This is a genomic window from Vreelandella sedimenti, assembly GCF_013416325.1.
GTDB classification, from domain to species: domain Bacteria; phylum Pseudomonadota; class Gammaproteobacteria; order Pseudomonadales; family Halomonadaceae; genus Vreelandella; species Vreelandella sedimenti.
Genome location: NZ_JACCGK010000005.1, coordinates 227,686 through 246,446, shown reverse-complemented (window position 1 = coordinate 246,446; position 18,761 = coordinate 227,686). Strand labels below are relative to the sequence as shown.

The window sequence follows — 18,761 nt, the reverse complement described above, 5'->3', positions numbered from 1 at the left end:
TCAGTTGCTGCGGGCAAGGCGTGCGCGAACGTTCGCGAATGTATCAATCAGCCCCAACAGCAGCACAATGAGAATCGTGGGCCAGGTCGTGATCAGTAGCACATAAAATGCTACCAGCCACAGCCCGTTCATCCCCTTTATTCCAATAAACCCGTGCACTAACGCAACGCCAGCTACCAACAGCGGAATCCAACCAAGCATCGCCAGCGCATGAGCGCCTAGCAGCATACCTATCACCCCAATGACGACCAGCACGGCCAGCTCTTTAGGGGTCAAGCGCAGTGCGTGAAACTCTTCACGAAAGCCACCTGGATTGTACAACCCAGCTTGCCAACTCCGTGCAAGAGCCAAGCACACTATGGCTGCCAACAGCACCACAAGGCCGGTTACTCCACCCACCACCAGTGCGGCAATGGTTTGAGTATCGTAGCCTTGATTGGCAAATTCCGTGAGCATCCGATCCACTTCTTCTGAACCTTCTCGCAACTGCTCAAGCATTAGCTCAGTGCCACCTGGCGGACTGAAGATGCCGAGTTGAACCATGACAGCGGCGACCAACGTCCCCACAATCAAGGTTTCCCCCCAACGCATCCTCTCGCGCAGGATAACGGCCATCAGCGTAACCAGCAGTAAGCTGGCAAGCGGAATCACGTCACCCTGAGCCCACCACCAACCGGCTGGTAGTGCTGCAGCGATGATGACCGGTAGCGCAGGGGCAAAGCCTCTGCGCAGCGTCATCAATGCGGCTATGGCTGCACCTAACCAGAACAGCCAAGGCACTAGCGTTGCTAAGGCCGCCCCGCCTGCAGCGTAAGGCGTGCCCCGCATTAGCCATCGGGCTAGTGCCAGCATCACGTTAAACGCTTACTGGTGGCTATCGGAGTAGGGCAGCAGTGCCAGATAACGCGAACGCTTGATAGCGGTCGCCAACTGACGCTGATAGCGTGCTTTGGTGCCGGTAATACGGCTTGGAACGATCTTGCCGGTTTCGGTGATGTAAGCCTTCAGCGTGTCCAGATCTTTGTAATCGATCTGCTTGATGCCTTCAGCAGTGAAGCGGCAAAACTTACGGCGACGGAAAAAACGTGCCATGGACTAGCTCCTTAAAACGTGCAGTGAATAAAATCAGGCAGTTTCTTCTTCTTCAGCGCGCGGTTTTTCTTCGCGACGCGGACGTTTTTCTTCTGCCGGTTTCATCATCGGGGAAGCTTCGGTAACAGCTTCTTTGCAGCGAACAACCAAGCTGCGGATAATGGCGTCGTTGTAACGGAAGATATTCTCGATCTCGTCGAGGGTCTCGCCGCTACATTCAACGTTCATCAGCACGTAGTGGGCTTTGTGGATCTTGTTGATCGGGTAAGCCAAGTGACGACGGCCCCAATCTTCTAGACGATGCACAGTGCCGCTGTTTTCGGTAACGATGCTGGTGTAGCGCTCGACCATTGCCGGCACCTGCTCGCTTTGATCCGGGTGGACCATAAACACGATTTCGTAATGACGCATGGGATCTCCTTGCGGTTTGACAGCTTCCTTTGTGTGCCATTGCTTAACGCAATAAACGACGACAGGGAAGCAAGGAGTTAACTGAAGTGCTCCGCCACCGCGCTAGGCGGCCACAGGGGCATCAAACAGAACTTTTCATTTCAGCAAAAGCTAATACTTCAACGACAGCTAACACCCGCTTGCAGACAAACGGGCGCGTGTATCTTAGTAGCACGGCGGTTAACTTGCAAGCTGGCGCTGACGGACAGCCTCGAACAGGCAAATTCCAGTGGCCACCGAGACATTAAGGCTAGAGACCTCCCCCGCCATAGGAAGCTTGGCAAGATTATCGCAGGCTTCGCGAGTTAAACGCCGCATGCCCTTGCCTTCCGCTCCCATCACTAGCGCTGTGGGGCCGGTCATATCAATGTCAAAGACACTGGCCTCAGCCTCGCCAGCCGTGCCGGTTATCCAGACGCCGGCATCTTTTAGCTTGGCCAAGGTCCGCGCCAGGTTAGTCACTTGATAAACCGGCACCACCTCGGCGGCGCCACAAGCGACTTTACGCACCGTTGCATTGAGCGGTGCAGCTTTATCTTTTGCCACAATCACGCCGTGGGCACCGGCGGCATCCGCGCTACGCAGGCAAGCACCAAAGTTATGTACATCCGTCACGCCATCCAAAATCAGCAACAGCGGTGGTGTAGAAGAGGGCCAGGCGCGCAGCTTAAGCCAGAGCGACTCTTCACCTTCAGGAGTTAACGGCGGACAAAACGCCACCACTCCCTGATGAGCCGCACCCTGGGTTAGCTGATCAAGCAAATCTCGCGGCTGCTCTTTTACTCGAGCGCCATGCGTCTGGGCCTGGGCGATCAGCTCTTTTAAGCGGCTCCCTGCCCCCTGCTGCACCCAAAGCTCTCGGGGCGCTTCGCCTCTGTCTAACAGGCTTTGCAATGCATGAACGCCATATACCTGATCTAAACCATCAGGGGTCTTGGGGCCCCGCCGTGAAGACGCCGACTTCATACTCAGCCCTTATTCGGTGATGGTTTGCGTGGGCCATTTCGCGTACGGCGTGGGCCGCGACGCGTAGCAGGCTTTTCGCTATTGGATGGTTTGTTACCAGACGCCTTAGCACCACCACCTTTAGCACCTCCAGCGCCCTCTTCCCCGCCGCGGCTCTTACGCGGCTGGCGGCGTGGGCGCGGCTTTTCATCACCCAGTCCAAAGTCAATCTTACGATCGTCCATATCGACACGCGCCACTTGGACGGTAAGACCATCGCCCAAGCGGTAGGTCGTGCCGGTGCGCTCACCTTTAAGACGATGCTTCTCAGCTTCGTAGTGGTAGTAATCCGACGGCAGCGACGTCACGTGAACCAAGCCTTCCACGTAGAACTCATCCAGACGCACAAACAGACCGAACTGAGTGACGGAGGCGATGGTACCTTCGAACGTCTCGCCGAGCTTGTCGGACATAAACTCGCACTTCAGCCAGCTCTCTACATCACGAGTGGCCTCATCGGCACGGCGTTCAGTCATTGAGCAGTGTTCACCCAGTTCAAGCATCTGCTCAAAGGTATACGGGCACCACTTGCTGGGCGGCTCAACCGGCGCACCTTCTACGCGCAACACCGTGTTGGTCTGGCGCGGACCGCGGATCACCGAACGAATAGCACGGTGTACCAGCAGGTCGGGATAGCGGCGAATCGGCGAGGTAAAGTGGGCGTAGGCTTGGTAGGCCAAGCCAAAATGGCCTTCGTTTTGCGGTGAGTAGACCGCCTGATTCATCGAGCGCAGCATGACCGTCTGAATGATATCGAAGTCAGGACGGTCGGCAATCGTTTCACGCAGCGCCTGGTAGTCCTGCGGGGTGGGCATATCACCGCCGCCGACAGCCAAGCCTAACTCATTCAAGAACAGACGCAGCTTATCAAGCCTTTCCGGCGTCGGCCGCTCATGGATACGGTAAAGCGCTGGCAAATCATGCTTATCCAGGAAGCGCGCAGTCGCCACATTGGCCGCCAGCATGCACTCTTCAATTAACTTATGCGCATTGTTACGGCTACGTGGAACGATTTTTTCGATTTTTCGCTCATCATTGAAGATGATCGCCGTTTCAGTAGTATCAAAATCGATCGCACCACGCTCGGCACGCGCTTCGCGCAACAAGTAATAAAGCTCTTCCAGGTTTTTCAGCGGCTTAACTAGCTCGCTGTGCTCTGCCCTTAGCGCCTCCCCCTCTTCGCTCTTCTCGTCGAGAATCGCGGCCACCTTGTTATAGGTCAGGCGAGCATGGGAATTCATGACGGCTTCGTAGAAGCGGTAGCGGCTAATCGCACCGGTTTGCGAAATATTCATCTCGCACACCAGCACCAGGCGATCCACGTGGGGATTCAGCGAACAGAGCCCGTTGGACAGCAGTTCCGGTAGCATGGGAACCACTTGGCCAGGGAAGTAGACCGAGTTGCCCCGGGTGCGACCCTCGTCGTCCAACGGCGTGCCTGGGCGTACATAGTGGGAAACGTCCGCGATGGCGACGAGCAGTTTCCAACTGCCAGACTTGGTTTTCCAGGCACACACAGCATCATCGAAGTCTTTGGCAGACTCGTCATCGATAGTGACCAGCGGCACATCGCGCAGATCAACGCGGTGCTGCTTATCCTCTTCCAGCACTTCCGCTGAGATGCCAGCGATCTGATCAAGCACTTCAGGCGGAAATTCTGCGGGAATATCGTAACTGCGAATCGCAATATCAATTTCCATACCGGGGTCCATACGCTCGCCCAGCACTTCGATCACTTCACCCACCGGCTGCACTCGGGTGGCCGGCTGCTGAACGATTTTGGCCGAGATCACTTGACCATCTTTAGCGCCACCGCAGGCGCTATGAGGAATAATCACCTCCTGAGTAATACGCGGATTTTCCGGTATCAGAATGCCAAACTCAGGAGTGTTGCTACGGTAAACGCCGACGATAGTTTGCGTGTTGCGTGCAATCACATCGGCAATGGTCGCCTCATCACGACCGCGGCGATCGCGGCCGCTAATGCGTGCAAGCACGTGGTCACCGTGAAAAACGCGGCGCATTTGGCGCGGGGGCAATACCAAGTCTGGCTTTTTGCCATCATCGCGGAGTAAAAAACCAAATCCGTCTCGATGACCAAGGACTTTACCTTTGATGAGATCGAGTTTGTCGATCAGCGCATAGGCGCCACGACGGTCACGCAGTACCTGACCATCGCGTTCCATCGCCGCCAAGCGGCGCCTGACGGCTTCTATAAGTTCTTCGTCTTCCAGCCCCAGCATGCGGCTCATATTTTCGTGAGTGATCGGCTTGCCATAGCTTTCTAAGGCTGCAAGCAAATACTCCCTGCTTGGTGCTGGGTTGCCATATTTATGCGCCTCGCGCTCGGCGTGCGGATCATCACTTAACGTCCAATACTTCATGCGATCAACATCCTTGATGGCGTCATTTGCGAGAGGCATAAAAAAGGCGCAAACGCGTTGCGTTGCGAGCTGGATATTTCAACACTTGATAGGCTGAAATGAATAGGGTTTTGTTTAGTCATAGGCGCAGTATAGCGCTGCACGTTCAATCACCCAACCGTCTTAGGCGTTGTTTATACAATTTGCTTTATAAAAAGCGCATAAGGGGTCTTGCATTTAACCATCACCCCGGTATTATACGCGCCACTTGCCCAGATGGCGGAATTGGTAGACGCGCTAGCTTCAGGTGCTAGTGTCCGTATGGACGTGGAGGTTCAAGTCCTCTTCTGGGCACCAAGCTGCTTTTATGCTATTTATTTGTATAAGCAGGACGGTGCTAAGGCAGGTGGTAACAAGTAAGGCAAGGTTTGTGTTCGCCCAGGTGGCGGAATTGGTAGACGCGCTAGCTTCAGGTGCTAGTGTCTGTATGGACGTGGAGGTTCAAGTCCTCTCCTGGGCACCATACGAACACAAACGGTAAGCAGTTAATCCAAGCGTTAGATGATGCGCCCAGGTGGCGGAATTGGTAGACGCGCTAGCTTCAGGTGCTAGTGTCCGTATGGACGTGGAGGTTCAAGTCCTCTCCTGGGCACCATGACTTACATGGGCAAGTCCGCATCATCATAGTATCTTCAGTTTTTCGCTACTCTCACTCCCCCCCCCTTCTATCTCCTATACACTCCTTTATCTCCACCGGATTTAAGTCGCCTCAAACCCTGGCTTCCCGATCGCGCATATTTTAGATTTTAACTCCAAGCGTTTGCTGTCTTTAATGGCTGGCTAATCTATCGGCGGCTCATGCATTCAGCGCATACCCCCATTCCGAGTCTTCGCTTTATGTCAGGATTGGAATGGCGTTAGGTTGTTATGCCATGAAATTCATGCATAGCAATAACGATAAAGGGAAAACGGTATGCCGATGAAATCGCTGCGACCGTTGGTCTTCTGGCCAACATTTCTTGTTCTATTTGCTGCAGTCATTGCCAGCTATATCAATTTAGAGGCCTTTCTAGCCGTTGCGAGTGGACTAAATGAAGCAATCCTGAATAATTTTTCATGGCTGTTCAGTCTAGGTAGCCTTTACCTTCTCGTTATTGCGGTTATCGTTTATTTCTCTCCAATCGGCCATGTTCGCATTGGGGGTTCTTCCGCAAAGCCTCTTTTATCACCTTTACGTTGGTTCTCGATCACCCTTTGCACCACCTTGGCCGTCGGCGTTCTATTTTGGACCACCGCCGAACCGCTTTATCATTTCATGAGCCCTCCCAGCTCAAGTGGGCTGGAAGCTGGTTCAAGCGATGCCATGGTGTTTGCGATGTCGACCGTGTTTTTACACTGGACGTTCACGCCTTACGCTATTTATGCCGTACCTGCACTGATCTTTGCCCTAGCGTTTTACAACCTGCGTCTTCGCTTCTCTATTTCCAGCATGTTAGAGCCGCTTTTCGGCCCAGAAATCAGACGCTTTGCAGGACTTATTGATGCGGTTTCTCTCTACGCCCTGGTAGCCGGCATGGCTTCTTCGCTCGGCACCGGCGCCCTGACGCTTGCGGGTGGCGTAGGCCAATACATGGGTGGCGAAACCAGCCCTCTACGGCTCGGTGTTATCGTTGCCATTATCGTGACCACGTTCGTTCTTTCCGCAGCCAGCGGGCTGCAAAAAGGCATTGCTCGATTTTCATCACTTAATGCTGCCCTGCTGCTTATTTTGGGTGTGTTCGCTTTCATCGCAGGCCCCACCATTTTCAGCCTGGCTCTCGGGGTAGAGTCGTTTGGCGTGTTTATCGATAACTTTTTCACTAAGAGTCTGTTTACCGGCACCGCGGGGGAAGATCAGTGGCCACAATGGTGGTCGATATTTTATTGGGCCGTTTGGTTCTCCTGGGCCCCCGTTGCCGCCCTGTTTCTCGGCAAGATATCCTGCGGCTACACCGTGCGAGAGTTTCTTCGCGTCAACCTACTCTACCCCGCGCTATTCGCCAGCGTCTGGATTCTAATCTTTTCTGGAACTGCGCTTTACTATCAAGCCCACACCGGGGTCGATCTTTACACCATTCTCAATGACCGCGGGGTGGAAAACGTTCTTTATGAGCTGTTCCAGCAGCTACCCCTTTCAGGGCTATGGATACCAGTACTGCTGTTCATTGCGTATATCTCTTATGTGACAGCTGCCGACTCTCAAACCGATGCCATTGGCAATCTCTGCACCCGTGGGCTGACAGCTGATTCAGACCTCAATGCAGGTATTACCATGAAAGTAACCTGGGGGGTGATTGTCGGTATCGTCGCCTGGGTGATGGTGAGTTTTGTGGGCATTGATGGCGTCAAGATGCTGTCAAACCTGGGCGGACTTCCTGCACTTTTCATTGTGCTGATGGCAACCGGTTCGCTTTGGGTCTGGCTAAAAAATCCGGATCAACTTAGTCGTGTTCCAACACTCACCAGCAACAAGCGTGACTCATGATTATCAAGCAGGATTTCCCGCATCGCACCCGCAAAATAGACAACATTTGGATCCCACTGGCTGACGGTACCCGCTTAGCTGCACGTATCTGGTTACCGGTTGACGCTGAAGCACAACCCGTTCCAGCCATCCTGGAATATCTCCCTTACCGAAAAAGAGATGGTACCGCAATTCGTGATCAACTGACCCACCCCTACTTCGCGGGTCACGGCTATGCCTGTGTTCGAGTAGACATGCGTGGAAACGGCGAATCAGATGGCCTGATGGAAGATGAGTACGCCCCTCAAGAGCAGGCAGATGCCCTTGAAGTGATCGAGTGGATTGCCAGCCAGCCTTGGTGTAACGGCCAGCTCGGCATGATGGGAATATCCTGGGGTGGTTTTAACAGCCTGCAAGTAGCCGCCCTGCGCCCCGAACCGCTCAAAGCCATCATCACGCTCTGCTCAACCGATGACCGCTACGCTGATGATATTCATTACAAGGGCGGCAATATGCTGCTGGAGAACCTAGGCTGGGCGGCCACTATGCTAAGTTTTTCTGCGGCGGTGCCAGACCCCGCACTGGTTGGCGACAAATGGCGCGATATGTGGATGTCTCGCCTCGATAATATGCCGCTGCTAGCTGAAACTTGGCTCTCTCACCAGCATCGTGATGAGTATTGGAAGCATGGCTCTATCTGCGAGACGTATGCCGACATTAATGCGGCCGTTTACATGATAAGCGGCTGGGGCGACTCCTATATCAATACGATCCCTAGAATGATGGAGCATCTTCAATGCCCGAAAAAAGCGCTGCTGGGCCCCTGGATGCACAAGTATCCACACTTTGCGCTGCCTGATCCGGCAATTGGCTTTCTACAAGAAGCGCTGCGCTGGTGGGATTACTGGCTCAAAGGTATTGAGACCGGCGTAATGGACGAACCTACCTGCACCTTTTACCTTCAGGATGGCGTTCCGCCCGCTCCGAAATATAAGGAGCGGCCGGGGCAGTGGGTTCGCACTCATGGCTGGCCAGTCCCGGACGACGAGAGTGAATCCACTACCCTAACCATGGGTGACCATGGCCTTTTACTCGGCACCCGCCTCAGCCAGGATCAACTGATTGCATCACCGCTTACTACTGGCGCACTGCAGGGAGAGTACATTCCGCTCTGGTTTGGAGCCGACTTCCCACCCGACCAGCGCCGAGACGATGCGCTGTCACTGACATTTGACTCCGAACCTTATGCACATGGGCTCGATATCCTGGGGCAGCCTTGCATTTCACTAACGCTGGCAAGTAGCGAGGCGTGCGGCCAACTGCACGCACGCCTATGCGACGTATCGCCTAGCGGTGAAAGTGCTTTGATCACCTACGGCACACTTAACCTAAACTTGCGCGACGACACGGGCACAGTTGCCCCTCCCGTACCTGGTGAGCCCATGCAGGTAAGGCTTGCCATGGATCTTATTGGCTACCGGTTGCCCAAAGGCCACCGTTTGAGGGTTGCTCTCTCCAGCGCCAGCTTCCCGTTAGTGTGGTCGCCTAAAAAGCGCGCAGATCTGACCCTCAAGGCAGGTACGCCTAGCCTGGAACTGCCACTATCCAAAGCGCCCTATATTTCCATGCCTTTTGAGCCGCCAGAAAGCGCCCCACCCTGCCCTGTAAAGACACTGCGTACCGGCCATCCCAAGCGCACAATCAGCGAAGATGTGGGCAGCGGCGAGGTCAGCGTCATCATTGAAGATGACATGGGAGATATTCAGTTTCTTGAACACGGCTTGCAGGTTGAACAGTACGCCAAGGAGACTTACACCAGTCATCCTGACGATGCTACCCGAACACGTGCAGATATCGAGTGGGTGTACCGCGCTCGCCGTGAAGGAGAAAAAAACAGCTTTGCCGTCACCGTATTTAGCCGCTATCACCTGCACTGTGATGAACACAGGTTTTACCTGAATGCCGAGCAGCACGCTTATGAAGACGATAAGCTGGTGAGCGATAAATCGTGGCAGCGAGAGATTCCTCGTACGGCCGTCTAGCCTCTGCAACCCGGCCGGGCGGCAGTCGCCGCTCGGCAGTGATATGCTTGAAATCACTGACTCCTATATTAAGGCTTGATCCATGCGTGATGCTTTACCACCGCTATCTTGTCTGCGCGCCTTTGAGGTTGCCGCGCGATACTGTAGCTTCACGCAAGCTGGAAACGAGCTAAATCTCTCGCAAAGCGCGATTAGTCGGCAAATCAAACGTCTTGAGCATGACCTAGGTCGCCTACTTTTCGAGCGTCATCATGAAGGACTGCGACTCACCCCAACCGGAGAGCACTACTTTCGAGTCGTGCAACGCCTTCTTCGCGATTTAGGCGATGAAACTGCACGCCTCAGACGTCGAGGAGACGATAGACAACTGATCCTCGCCTCAAGCCCGACCATTGCGTCAATCTGGCTGGCGCGCCAATTGCCCGACTTTCAGCGAGCGTACCCTAACATCGAAATTCGCATTTTGACGGTAGAAGACCCACATCGCCTTGACCTGGCGGAGTTCGACCTGGGTATTTATTACCATGTGCCCAATGAAGTTGATCCACCGGGCCTTGTAGCTGATGCCATTTTTGAACATGAAAGGGTAGCAGCCGTTTGTAGCCCCATTTACCTGGAACGCCATGGAAATGGCATTGAGCCTGCGCATCTGCTGGTGAATCACACACTTATGGTGGTGGAAGATCATTACCACGACTGGCTAAGCTGGGAAATATGGTTCCGTGAACTAGGCCTGAAATGGCAGCCTCCCCTGCATACGTTGCGCGCCAACAGCTTCCAACTCCTGATGAATGCTACTTTGGCCGGTCAGGGAGTGACCCTAGGCTGGATGCGGCTTTTAGATGCCGAGCTTCGACAAGGAAACCTTGTTCAAGCACTACCACTCACCATCCCCAGCCGAGGAAAACTATCGCTTTTTACGCCACAGCATCGACACCTGACAGAGCCCATGCGTGCCTTCCGCCATTGGGTGCTGGATACAAACTAAATCCCAGGCATGCCAGCTACTAAGTACTTAAACGGCTATTGATACCGTCCCGGACGTCGTGCCACTTCTTCAAGTGCCCACCCCTGTATACGTAACTCTCCTTCCAATACAGACTCTACTTCCGTTGTTAACTCTGGGAAGAAGTTAAGTCCTGTGCGCGCCTCAATCTCATCGATGGTCACCAAATAGTCATCCAGCGCCTCATTGCCCTGAACGTCTTGTGGCATGATAAACGCCAACGCCAATGGTGCCTCGTTGTGCGGCGCCACGATGATCTTGTAAAAAGCCGAAGGCACTTCGACCAGCCCCACCCGGTTGAACACGTTATCCATAAAGTGTTCTGGGAAAATGGGGCCGGTAATCACCTGCAACCGGTCAAAGCGTGGCGCAAAATGATCCATTACCGCTTCTTCCAATCGCTGCCAGAGCTGCCGGTTCAGGTTGGGTCGCTGCGGGGTCATATTGCTCATTAGGAAGGTATCGACCTGAGCGCTGCGCCCATGCACCGCCGCAATGGCGTAGTTTGGTGCTAAATGGCCTCGGTCGTAGCCACTACCTGCGTAGCTGTCGGTGCCTACCGGCCATAGCGTGCGCCAATCGGCTTGAAAATTTGGCCGTGAGCCAATTCTCGAATCGTCTACTGCTTCAACTTGATAGCTTACCCATAGCGGATTGACCCGCACATCGGACCAGCCTACCAAGTAGCCATCATTGCGCAGCACTCGGTGCATCGTAGTGGGGCGAAACGCCTCCCAGGTGGGCACCCCCATCCAGGTGTAGGCATCTTTATGCTGGCGCTCCTGAAATTCCCACAGCCCTGTGCCGACCACAACAAACAGCACGGCGATGCCCAGGCGTCGACCCTGCCGACGCCAGCTCGAAAGCGATATTCCCAACACTCTTACTCCCTGGCTAGCGCTGACGAGCGCCTATCGTTTTATGCCACTCTTATAATGAAAATAACTACAGCAAAGGCGCTAAAAGCTCTTCAGCTTACCAGCCTAATGAAAACATCGTTTCGAGATCGTGGCGGGAGTGAACCTGCATGGCATTCAGGGTTTCTGTATCGCTGATACCTTCTACGGCGTTCAGGCGCTCAGTCACCAATTCAGCCAAGCTTTCAAAATCACGGGTGCGAGCAATTGCTACTAAGTCGTAGCGGCCGCAGGTGGAGTACACCTCGCTAATGCCCTCTACATCGGCCAGTCGCTCGGCCACGGCCTTAACCTGGCCTTTATCGGTATTGATTAAAATGACTGCGTTTTGCATGGCGCGCCCCTTAAGAGAAAATGATCATAAAAGTAGTGTCAAAGCTGGGCAGAGTATAGCAGCGACGAGGAAGCGAGCGCAGCACCCGGCGACAGCGTGACTAATTGTCGCTATTCCAGCAGCACTATTCGCACACCCCTTATACATCCGCTAGCATGTAGTTGAAGAATAGGGTTGAAAACGGCTGACCTAAATTGTAGTTGGTTGAAAAATGTAGTAGGTCAAAAATACAACTGATTGAAAGATGTAGGACAGAGCTCCGGCTTATAAGACTACGCGGAGCGCAAAGAGGTGGTTAACCACCCAACAACGTGACCAAACGTCAGACCGTGACGATAAGGAGAAATCATGGCTAATAAGAGCCGTCGTGACTTTATGCGCAACAGCATGTTGGGCCTTGCAGCCCTTCCACTGGGAGTTGGCATTCTTTCTAAAACTGCTTTCGCCCAAGAGCTGCCGCGTCTTGATCCTTCCGCAAGCAACGCCCAAGCGCTTAACTATGTAGAAGACGCCAGTGAAGCCAGCGATCATCCTGCTTATGAAGAGGGCGAACGCTGCGATAACTGCATGTTCTTTAACGCAGACACTGAGGGTTGCCAGCTATTTCCGGAGAATAGCGTAGCACCCGCTGGCTGGTGCCAATCCTGGACTGCCCAAGCTTAAGTATTTAAAACTTGATCCGTATAAGCACCTCTACCCCGCCATATGAGCGGGGTAGTTTTGTTTAAGACACACTAGCAGCTAAGAAGCCGGGGTTTCATCCTCTACCGGCCAATGAAAACGCCGCGTTACCCGTCCCTCTTCCAAAGAGACAAGATGAACAGGGAAGCCCCATAGCTGCTGTAGATGACGAATCACCGGATAAACACTGCGGCCTAATGGACGACGACTATCCTGCACATGATGAAGTGTTAGCGAGCGATCCCCACGAATGGCCGCTTCAACCACTTGAATATTGGGTTCGCGGACAGAGAGCGCGTACTGAGTGGCAAGCGCTTCCCGAACCTGGCGGTAGCCCTGTTCGTTATGAATCGCTGCGACTTCAAGGGTCTCCACCTGATCGTCATCCACCACCAAAAACAGCTTATGGTCACGCATCACTTTCGGCGATAAAAACTGCTGAATAAACGACTCATCCTTGAAGTTGCGCATCGCAAACTCTAGTGTTTCCCGCCATGGAGTGCCAGCAATATCAGGGAACCACTCGCGATCTTCATCGGTGGGCGCGTCGCAGATCCGCTTAATATCCATAAAGATTGCAAAGCCGAGGGCATAGGGGTTAATCCCACTGAAGTGAGGATTATCAAACGCCGGCTGGTTAATGACCGCCGCATGAGACTGCAGAAACTCCAGCATTAATCCCTCATCGACATTGCCATCGTCGTAGAGCCGGTTCATCAGCGTGTAGTGCCAAAAGCACGCCCAGCCCTCATTCATTACCTGGGTCTGCCGCTGAGGATAAAAATACTGCGCCAACTTGCGCACAATCCGCACGATCTCACGCTGCCAGGGCGCCAGCAGCGGCGCATTTTTTTCAATGAAGTAGAGCAGGTTCTCTTGAGGTTCCGAAGGATAGTGGCCGCCGCTGTGCAAGCCCAATGGGTCTTCGTCAGCATGCGGGCTCCCCGTTGCCAGCGGTGAATCGCTGATAGGTGCCTCAGGAATGGTACGCCAGAGCATATTCACCTGGGTTTGCAGGTAGCTTTCACGCTCCTCCTGGCGCTTCGCTTCCTCTTCGGCGGAGATCGGCGAGGGCCGCTTGTAACGGTCGACCCCATAGTTTTGCAGCGCATGGCAAGCATCCAGTAATTGCTCAACCGCCTGCACGCCGTGGCGCTCTTCACACTTGGCGATATATTTGCGCGCAAACACCAGGTAATCAACAATTGAAGAGGCATCGGTCCAGGTGCGGAACAGGTAATTACCCTTAAAAAAGGAGTTGTGGCCGTAGCAGGCGTGAGCCATCACCAGCACCTGCATCATCAGCGTATTCTCCTCCATTAAATAAGCGATGCAGGGGTCGGAATTGATCACCAGTTCATAGGCCAACCCCATCTGGCCGCGCTTGTACGCCTGCTCCACGGCCAGAAACTGCTTGCCGAACGACCAGTGGTGATAGCCCACCGGCATGCCTACACTCGCATAGGCATCCATCATCTGCTCGGTAGTGATGACTTCTATCTGATTAGGATAGGTATCCAGCCGATACTCATCAGCGAGCCTGGCCAACTCCGCATCAAAACGCTCCAGTACACTGAAGTTCCAATCGGAGCCGGTGGCAATCGGCTTACGCTTGCGGGTCGCACTCATAGCCCACTCCTCTACACGCGGTCACTAGCCTCTACACAAGGTCACTAGGACTGGCTTAAGCGGCGTTTAAACAGTTCACGAAAGACCGGATAAATATCGCCCGCCTCCACAATTTGGCGCATGGCAAAGCGTTCGGGGAACTCTTTCACCACACTTTCGTACTCATGCCACAGTGACTGATGGTCATGGGGCGTGATCTCCACGTAGGCGTAGTACTGCAGCTGCGGCATTAACTGTTTAACCAGTAAGTCGCGGCAAATATTCGAGTCATCGTCCCAGTTATCACCATCGGACGCTTGGGCCACATACAGATTCCATTGGCCAACGGGATAGCGCTTTTCGATGATTTTATTTACCAGGTTCAGCGCGCTGGAAACAATCGTACCGCCGGTTTCCCGCGAGTAGAAAAACTCCTCTTCACTGACTTCCCGGGCAGCCGTATGGTGGCGCACAAAAACCAACTCGACTTTCTCGTAGTGCTTCTCCAAGAACAGATAGAGCAGCAGGAAAAACCGCTTGGCGATGTCCTTATGGTTTTGGGTCATCGAGCCGGAGACATCCATAACGCAAAACATCACCGCTTGATTGGAAGGCTGGGGCTGTGCACTTAGCTGGTGGTAGCGCAGGTCGTAGGTGTCAATAAACGGTACGCCCGCGATGCGCTTCTCCAGGCGCTCAATTTCGGCTTTCAGCTCGGCAATGCGGGTGGGATTACGCAGCACCGTATCCTTGCGTTCTTCGGCTTCCAGAGCCTCAACCGCCTCTTTTAACGCCCGTTTAATCGGCGCGCGCATCGCGATGCGCCGAGCATAGGCTTCACGCATAGAGCGGGTAATGCTAATCCGCGACGGCACACCGTCCCGAGAGAGCCCCGCCCGCACCATTTTGACCTCTTCAAGCGATTTCAACGGTTTGCGCTGTAAATGGGGCAGTTCTAAGCCATCAAACACAAATTCCAAAAACTCCTCGCGGCTCAGCGTAAAAGCGAACTCATCGACGCCTTCACCCTGATTAGAGGGGCCGCCCTCGCCTGCGCCACCACCGCCCCCCTGCCCACTGGGGCGGCGGATTTTATCACCGGCGACAAACTCTTTATTACCGGGCGAAACGATATTACGCGCCCCACCCGGGCCATGCTGGAAGACCGGTTCGGAGATATCCTTTGCCGGAATCGACACTTTCTCACCGCGCTCCATATCAGTAATCGAGCGGCGGTTAACGGCCTCTTCAACCGAGCGCTTGATATGCTTACGGTAGCGCTCCAAAAAGCGCTGCCGGTTCACCGCGCTTTTATGTTTCGCGTTCGGCCTTCGATCAATAAAGTAGGTCATACGACCTCCTTAAACGCTCATCTTAAGCACGCCATCCATTACTGGGACTTGCGCACGCGCAGATACCACTCGGATAGCAACCGCACCTGTTTTTCGGTGTAGCCGCGATCGACCATCCTCGCCACAAAGTCTTCGTGCTTTTTCTGATCCGAGCGAGAAGCCTTGGCATTGAACGAAATCACCGGCAACAGCTCTTCGGTATTGGCGAACATTTTGTGCTCAATAACGCCTTTAAGCTTTTCATAGGACTGCCAGCTCGGGTTCATGCCGTTGTTTTGTGCCCGCGCCCGCAGAACAAAATTGACCACCTCGTGGCGGAAGTCTTTAGGATTCGAGATACCCGCGGGTTTTTCGATTTTCTCCAGCTCTTCGTTGAGCGCCTGGCGGTCTAGTAACTCGCCGGTCTCGTGATCACGATACTCTTGATCCTGAATCCAGAAATCTGCGTAGGTCACATAGCGGTCAAAGATATTCTGGCCATACTCGCTGTAGGATTCGAGGTAAGCGGTCTGAATCTCCTTACCAATAAAGTCCACGTAACGAGGTGCCATATACTCTTTGATAAAGCCCAAGTAGCGCTCAAACACTTCCGATGGAAGCTGTTCGCGCTCCAACGCCTGCTCAAGCACATAAAGTAAATGGACTGGGTTAGCGGCCACCTCGGTGCTGTCGAAGTTAAATACCTTAGAGAGAATCTTGAACGCAAAGCGGGTGGAGAGGCCCTGCATACCCTCGTCAACACCTGCGGCGTCGCGGTACTCCTGAATCGACTTGGCGCGAGGGTCAGTGTCTTTCAGATTTTCACCGTCGTAAACGCGCATTTTCGAGTAAATATTGGAGTTTTCCGGCGCTTTTAGCCGTGACAGTACCGAGAACTGGGACAACATGCGCAGCGTGTCCGGTGCGCAGGGCGCGGCGTTAAGCGAAGAGTCTTCGAGCAGTTTTTGATAGATCTTGATCTCTTCGGTAACCCGCAAACAATAAGGCACCTTGACGATATAAACCCGGTCAAGGAATGCTTCGTTATTGCGGTTATTGCGAAACGCCTGCCACTCCGACTCGTTGGAGTGGGCCAGAATCACGCCATCAAAAGGTATCGCCCCCATGCCTTCGGTAGGGTTGTAGTTGCCCTCTTGCGTCGCGGTAAGCAGTGGATGCAGCACCTTGATCGGCGCCTTGAACATCTCCACAAACTCCATCAGCCCCTGGTTAGCACGGCATAAACCGCCAGAGAAGCTGTAGGCGTCCGGATCATCCTGGGAGTAAAGCTCCAATTGGCGAATATCGACTTTACCCACCAGCGACGAGATATCCTGGTTGTTCTCATCCCCCGGCTCGGTTTTGGAAATAGCGATCTGGTTAAGCCGTGATGGGTACAAACGCACTACCCGGAACTGAGAGATATCCCCGCCGTACTCTTTCAGCCGTTTTGCCGCCCAGGGCGACATTACGCTGCGCAAATAGCGCTGTGGAATACCGTACTCTTTCTCGATCAGTTCGCCGTCCTCTTCGGGTGAGAACAAGCCAAGCGGCGACTCGTAGACCGGCGACCCCTTAATGGCATAGAACGGAATCCGCTCCATTAGCAGCTTAAGACGCTCTGCCAGCGACGACTTACCCCCGCCCACAGGGCCAAGCAGATAGAGAATCTGTTTGCGCTCTTCAAGCCCTTGAGCCGCATGGCGGAAGTAGGAGACGATTTGCTCAATGGCCTCCTCCATACCGTGAAACTCGGCAAAGGCTGGATAGCGACGAATCACTTTATTGGAAAAAATACGTGATAGACGCGGGTCTTTCGCCGTGTCGATCACTTCAGGCTCGCCTATGGCTTCCAGCATGCGCTCGGCGGCGCTGGCATAAACCTTCGGATCACGGCGACAAAGCGCCAAGTACTCCTCCAGGCTCATGTCCTCTTGCTGAACGCGGGAAAAACGGTCTTGAACGTGATCAAAGATGCTCATGGAACTCTCCTGTGGCCCATCCCCAGGCAGTCACCGTCAAGCCAAGTGTTTCGCAACGGCGTGCCAAACGAGGTGTCGCTTTTTTAGCGTAGTCAGCATTAGCAAAAAGTGATGACTAAACCTTCAACGCAGCAGCGATATAGATAAGAGAATTATTCAGACGAATAGTTGCGTTAATCCAAGCATCTCAAATAAACGCAAAGCGCTAAAGCAGTGACGCCGCTGCATTAGGCAGCGGCATCACTAGGTCGAAGGCGCCAAACAGCGGCAAAAAAGAGAAAAACTGACGACTTTAACGCTCAAGTACCTCGCGAATATCGGCCAATAGACCGTCTAGCAATTCAACGGTGGTGTTCCACGCACATACAAAACGCGCGCCACCTGCGCCAATAAAGGTATAGAAGGTCCAGCCTTTAGCTTTCAACGCTTCAATAGCGTGGGGCGGCAATTCAACGAACACGCTATTGGCTTGGGTAGGGAACATGAGCGATACGCCGGGTAGCGCTTGCAGCCCTTCAGATAGGTAGCGCGCCATCTCGTTGGCATGCTGTGCGTTGGTTAACCAGGCACCGCTTTCTAGTAGCCCTAACCACGGCGCAGATACAAAGCGCATCTTGGAAGCCAACTGCCCTGCCTGCTTGCAGCGGTAGGAAAAATCTTCGGCTAATTCACGGTTAAAGAACAAAATCGCTTCGCCAAATGCTAGACCGTTTTTGGTACCCGAAAAACACAGCGCATCCACTCCCACCTGCCAGGTAAGTTCTGCCGGTGATGCATTTAGGCTGGCGCAAGCGTTGGCAAAGCGGGCGCCGTCCATGTGCAGGCGCAAGTCATGTTTATCGGCAATGGCGCGAATCGCCATGAGCTCTTCCCGGGAGTAGAGCGTGCCTACTTCGGTGGCTTGCGTGAGCGATACGACTTTAGGTTTTGGGTAGTGAATATCGCTGCGCTTGGTGACCAATGCTTCAATGCCTTCCGGCGTTAGCTTGCCATTGGCTCCCGGAGAGGTCAGCAGCTTCGCTCCGTTAGAGAAGAACTCTGGACCGCCGCACTCGTCGGTTTCGATATGCGCCAGCTCGTGGCAAATAACGCTGTGGTAGCTGCGTCCCATTGCAGAGAGTGCCAGTGAGTTGGCGGCGGTGCCGTTGAAAACAAAGAAGACATCGCAGTCGTAATCAAACATTTCGCGAAAGCGATCCGCGGCACGGGCTGTCCAGAGATCATTACCGTAGGCCAAGTCATCGCAACGATTGGCTTCTAGTAGATATTCCATCGCCTCCGGGCAGATACCGGAGGTGTTATCACTGGCTAAAAAACGCGGGCTACACTCCGAGGTCATGACGACAGTCCTTTTATCTGGCGATCGAACGGCGCGAGCTGGGTGCCACTCGCGCCTTTAATATCTAGCTATTTTTAATAGCTAGATTAGTCATTTAGTCTATCGCCA

Annotated in this window: 15 protein-coding genes and 3 tRNA genes; 7 read left to right on the top strand and 11 right to left on the bottom strand. The window is 53.8% G+C overall.

The features are described 5' to 3' along the window. From HZU72_RS07530 to rnr, 5 genes are all read right to left on the bottom strand, one after another. Positions 1-852 carry a hypothetical protein gene (locus HZU72_RS07530; protein ID WP_133730237.1) on the bottom strand — a complete coding sequence of 284 codons (852 nt, stop codon included), beginning with the start codon at positions 850-852 and terminating at the stop codon, positions 1-3. Positions 853-864: 12 nt separating this feature from the next. Next, a complete protein-coding gene (gene rpsR / locus HZU72_RS07525) occupies positions 865-1,092 on the bottom strand; it encodes a 30S ribosomal protein S18 (RefSeq protein WP_008958980.1) in 228 nt (75 codons plus the stop codon). Positions 1,093-1,125: 33 nt separating this feature from the next. Next, positions 1,126-1,503: a 30S ribosomal protein S6 gene (gene rpsF / locus HZU72_RS07520; RefSeq protein WP_007113338.1), complete on the bottom strand. Its 378-nt coding sequence runs from the start codon at positions 1,501-1,503 to the stop codon at positions 1,126-1,128. Between the two features lie 219 nt (positions 1,504-1,722). Continuing rightward, on the bottom strand, positions 1,723-2,508 hold the full coding sequence (gene rlmB / locus HZU72_RS07515; RefSeq protein ID WP_180091215.1) for a 23S rRNA (guanosine(2251)-2'-O)-methyltransferase RlmB: 786 nt from the start codon (positions 2,506-2,508) through the stop codon (positions 1,723-1,725). Between the two features lie 2 nt (positions 2,509-2,510). Then, a complete protein-coding gene (rnr, locus tag HZU72_RS07510) occupies positions 2,511-4,931 on the bottom strand; it encodes a ribonuclease R (RefSeq protein ID WP_180091214.1) in 2,421 nt (806 codons plus the stop codon). A gap of 249 nt (positions 4,932-5,180) precedes the next feature. On the opposite strand from rnr, the gene HZU72_RS07505 reads away from it, so the two are divergent. The 6 genes from HZU72_RS07505 to HZU72_RS07480 all read left to right on the top strand — a co-directional run bounded on the left by HZU72_RS07505 (position 5,181) and on the right by HZU72_RS07480 (position 10,443). Then, positions 5,181-5,267: transfer RNA gene (locus tag HZU72_RS07505), tRNA-Leu, on the top strand. 79 nt (positions 5,268-5,346) lie between these two features. Next, positions 5,347-5,433 (top strand) — tRNA-Leu (locus HZU72_RS07500). A gap of 45 nt (positions 5,434-5,478) precedes the next feature. Further along, a tRNA-Leu gene (locus HZU72_RS07495) sits at positions 5,479-5,565 on the top strand. A gap of 318 nt (positions 5,566-5,883) precedes the next feature. Further along, positions 5,884-7,434: a BCCT family transporter gene (locus tag HZU72_RS07490; protein WP_235976026.1), complete on the top strand. Its 1,551-nt coding sequence runs from the start codon at positions 5,884-5,886 to the stop codon at positions 7,432-7,434. Next, positions 7,431-9,455 (top strand): CocE/NonD family hydrolase, encoded by a 2,025-nt coding sequence (locus tag HZU72_RS07485; protein WP_180091213.1) that lies wholly within the window; start codon positions 7,431-7,433, stop codon positions 9,453-9,455. The genes HZU72_RS07490 and HZU72_RS07485 overlap by 4 nt, the downstream gene beginning before the upstream one ends. An 82-nt stretch (positions 9,456-9,537) precedes the next feature. Continuing rightward, complete coding sequence (locus HZU72_RS07480; RefSeq protein ID WP_180091212.1) at positions 9,538-10,443, top strand: LysR substrate-binding domain-containing protein; 906 nt, start codon at positions 9,538-9,540, stop codon at positions 10,441-10,443. A gap of 35 nt (positions 10,444-10,478) precedes the next feature. Here the strand turns inward: HZU72_RS07480 and HZU72_RS07475 are convergent, their stop codons facing one another. Continuing rightward, on the bottom strand, positions 10,479-11,339 hold the full coding sequence (locus HZU72_RS07475) for a DNA/RNA non-specific endonuclease (protein WP_180091257.1): 861 nt from the start codon (positions 11,337-11,339) through the stop codon (positions 10,479-10,481). Positions 11,340-11,436: 97 nt separating this feature from the next. Beyond that, on the bottom strand, positions 11,437-11,712 hold the full coding sequence (locus tag HZU72_RS07470; protein ID WP_008958975.1) for an Lrp/AsnC family transcriptional regulator: 276 nt from the start codon (positions 11,710-11,712) through the stop codon (positions 11,437-11,439). A 348-nt stretch (positions 11,713-12,060) separates the two neighbouring features. Here HZU72_RS07470 and HZU72_RS07465 point away from each other — a divergent pair, with 348 nt between their 5' ends. Continuing rightward, entirely contained in the window at positions 12,061-12,375 is a 315-nt protein-coding gene (locus HZU72_RS07465; protein WP_180091211.1) for a high-potential iron-sulfur protein, read from the top strand. A gap of 78 nt (positions 12,376-12,453) precedes the next feature. Here HZU72_RS07465 and HZU72_RS07460 read toward each other — a convergent pair whose 3' ends face one another. The 4 genes from HZU72_RS07460 to HZU72_RS07445 all read right to left on the bottom strand — a co-directional run bounded on the left by HZU72_RS07460 (position 12,454) and on the right by HZU72_RS07445 (position 18,653). Continuing rightward, the gene (locus HZU72_RS07460) at positions 12,454-14,022 is read right to left on the bottom strand and encodes a SpoVR family protein (RefSeq protein ID WP_180091210.1); all 1,569 of its coding nucleotides are present in this window, start codon (positions 14,020-14,022) and stop codon (positions 12,454-12,456) included. Between the two features lie 44 nt (positions 14,023-14,066). After that, the gene (locus tag HZU72_RS07455; protein ID WP_180091209.1) at positions 14,067-15,353 is read right to left on the bottom strand and encodes a YeaH/YhbH family protein; all 1,287 of its coding nucleotides are present in this window, start codon (positions 15,351-15,353) and stop codon (positions 14,067-14,069) included. 38 nt (positions 15,354-15,391) lie between these two features. Continuing rightward, positions 15,392-17,314 carry a PrkA family serine protein kinase gene (locus HZU72_RS07450; protein ID WP_180091208.1) on the bottom strand — a complete coding sequence of 641 codons (1,923 nt, stop codon included), beginning with the start codon at positions 17,312-17,314 and terminating at the stop codon, positions 15,392-15,394. A gap of 292 nt (positions 17,315-17,606) precedes the next feature. Then, positions 17,607-18,653, bottom strand: a complete 1,047-nt coding sequence (locus HZU72_RS07445; RefSeq protein WP_180091207.1) for a threonine aldolase family protein — start codon at positions 18,651-18,653, stop codon at positions 17,607-17,609. Positions 18,654-18,761 lie beyond the last annotated feature (108 nt).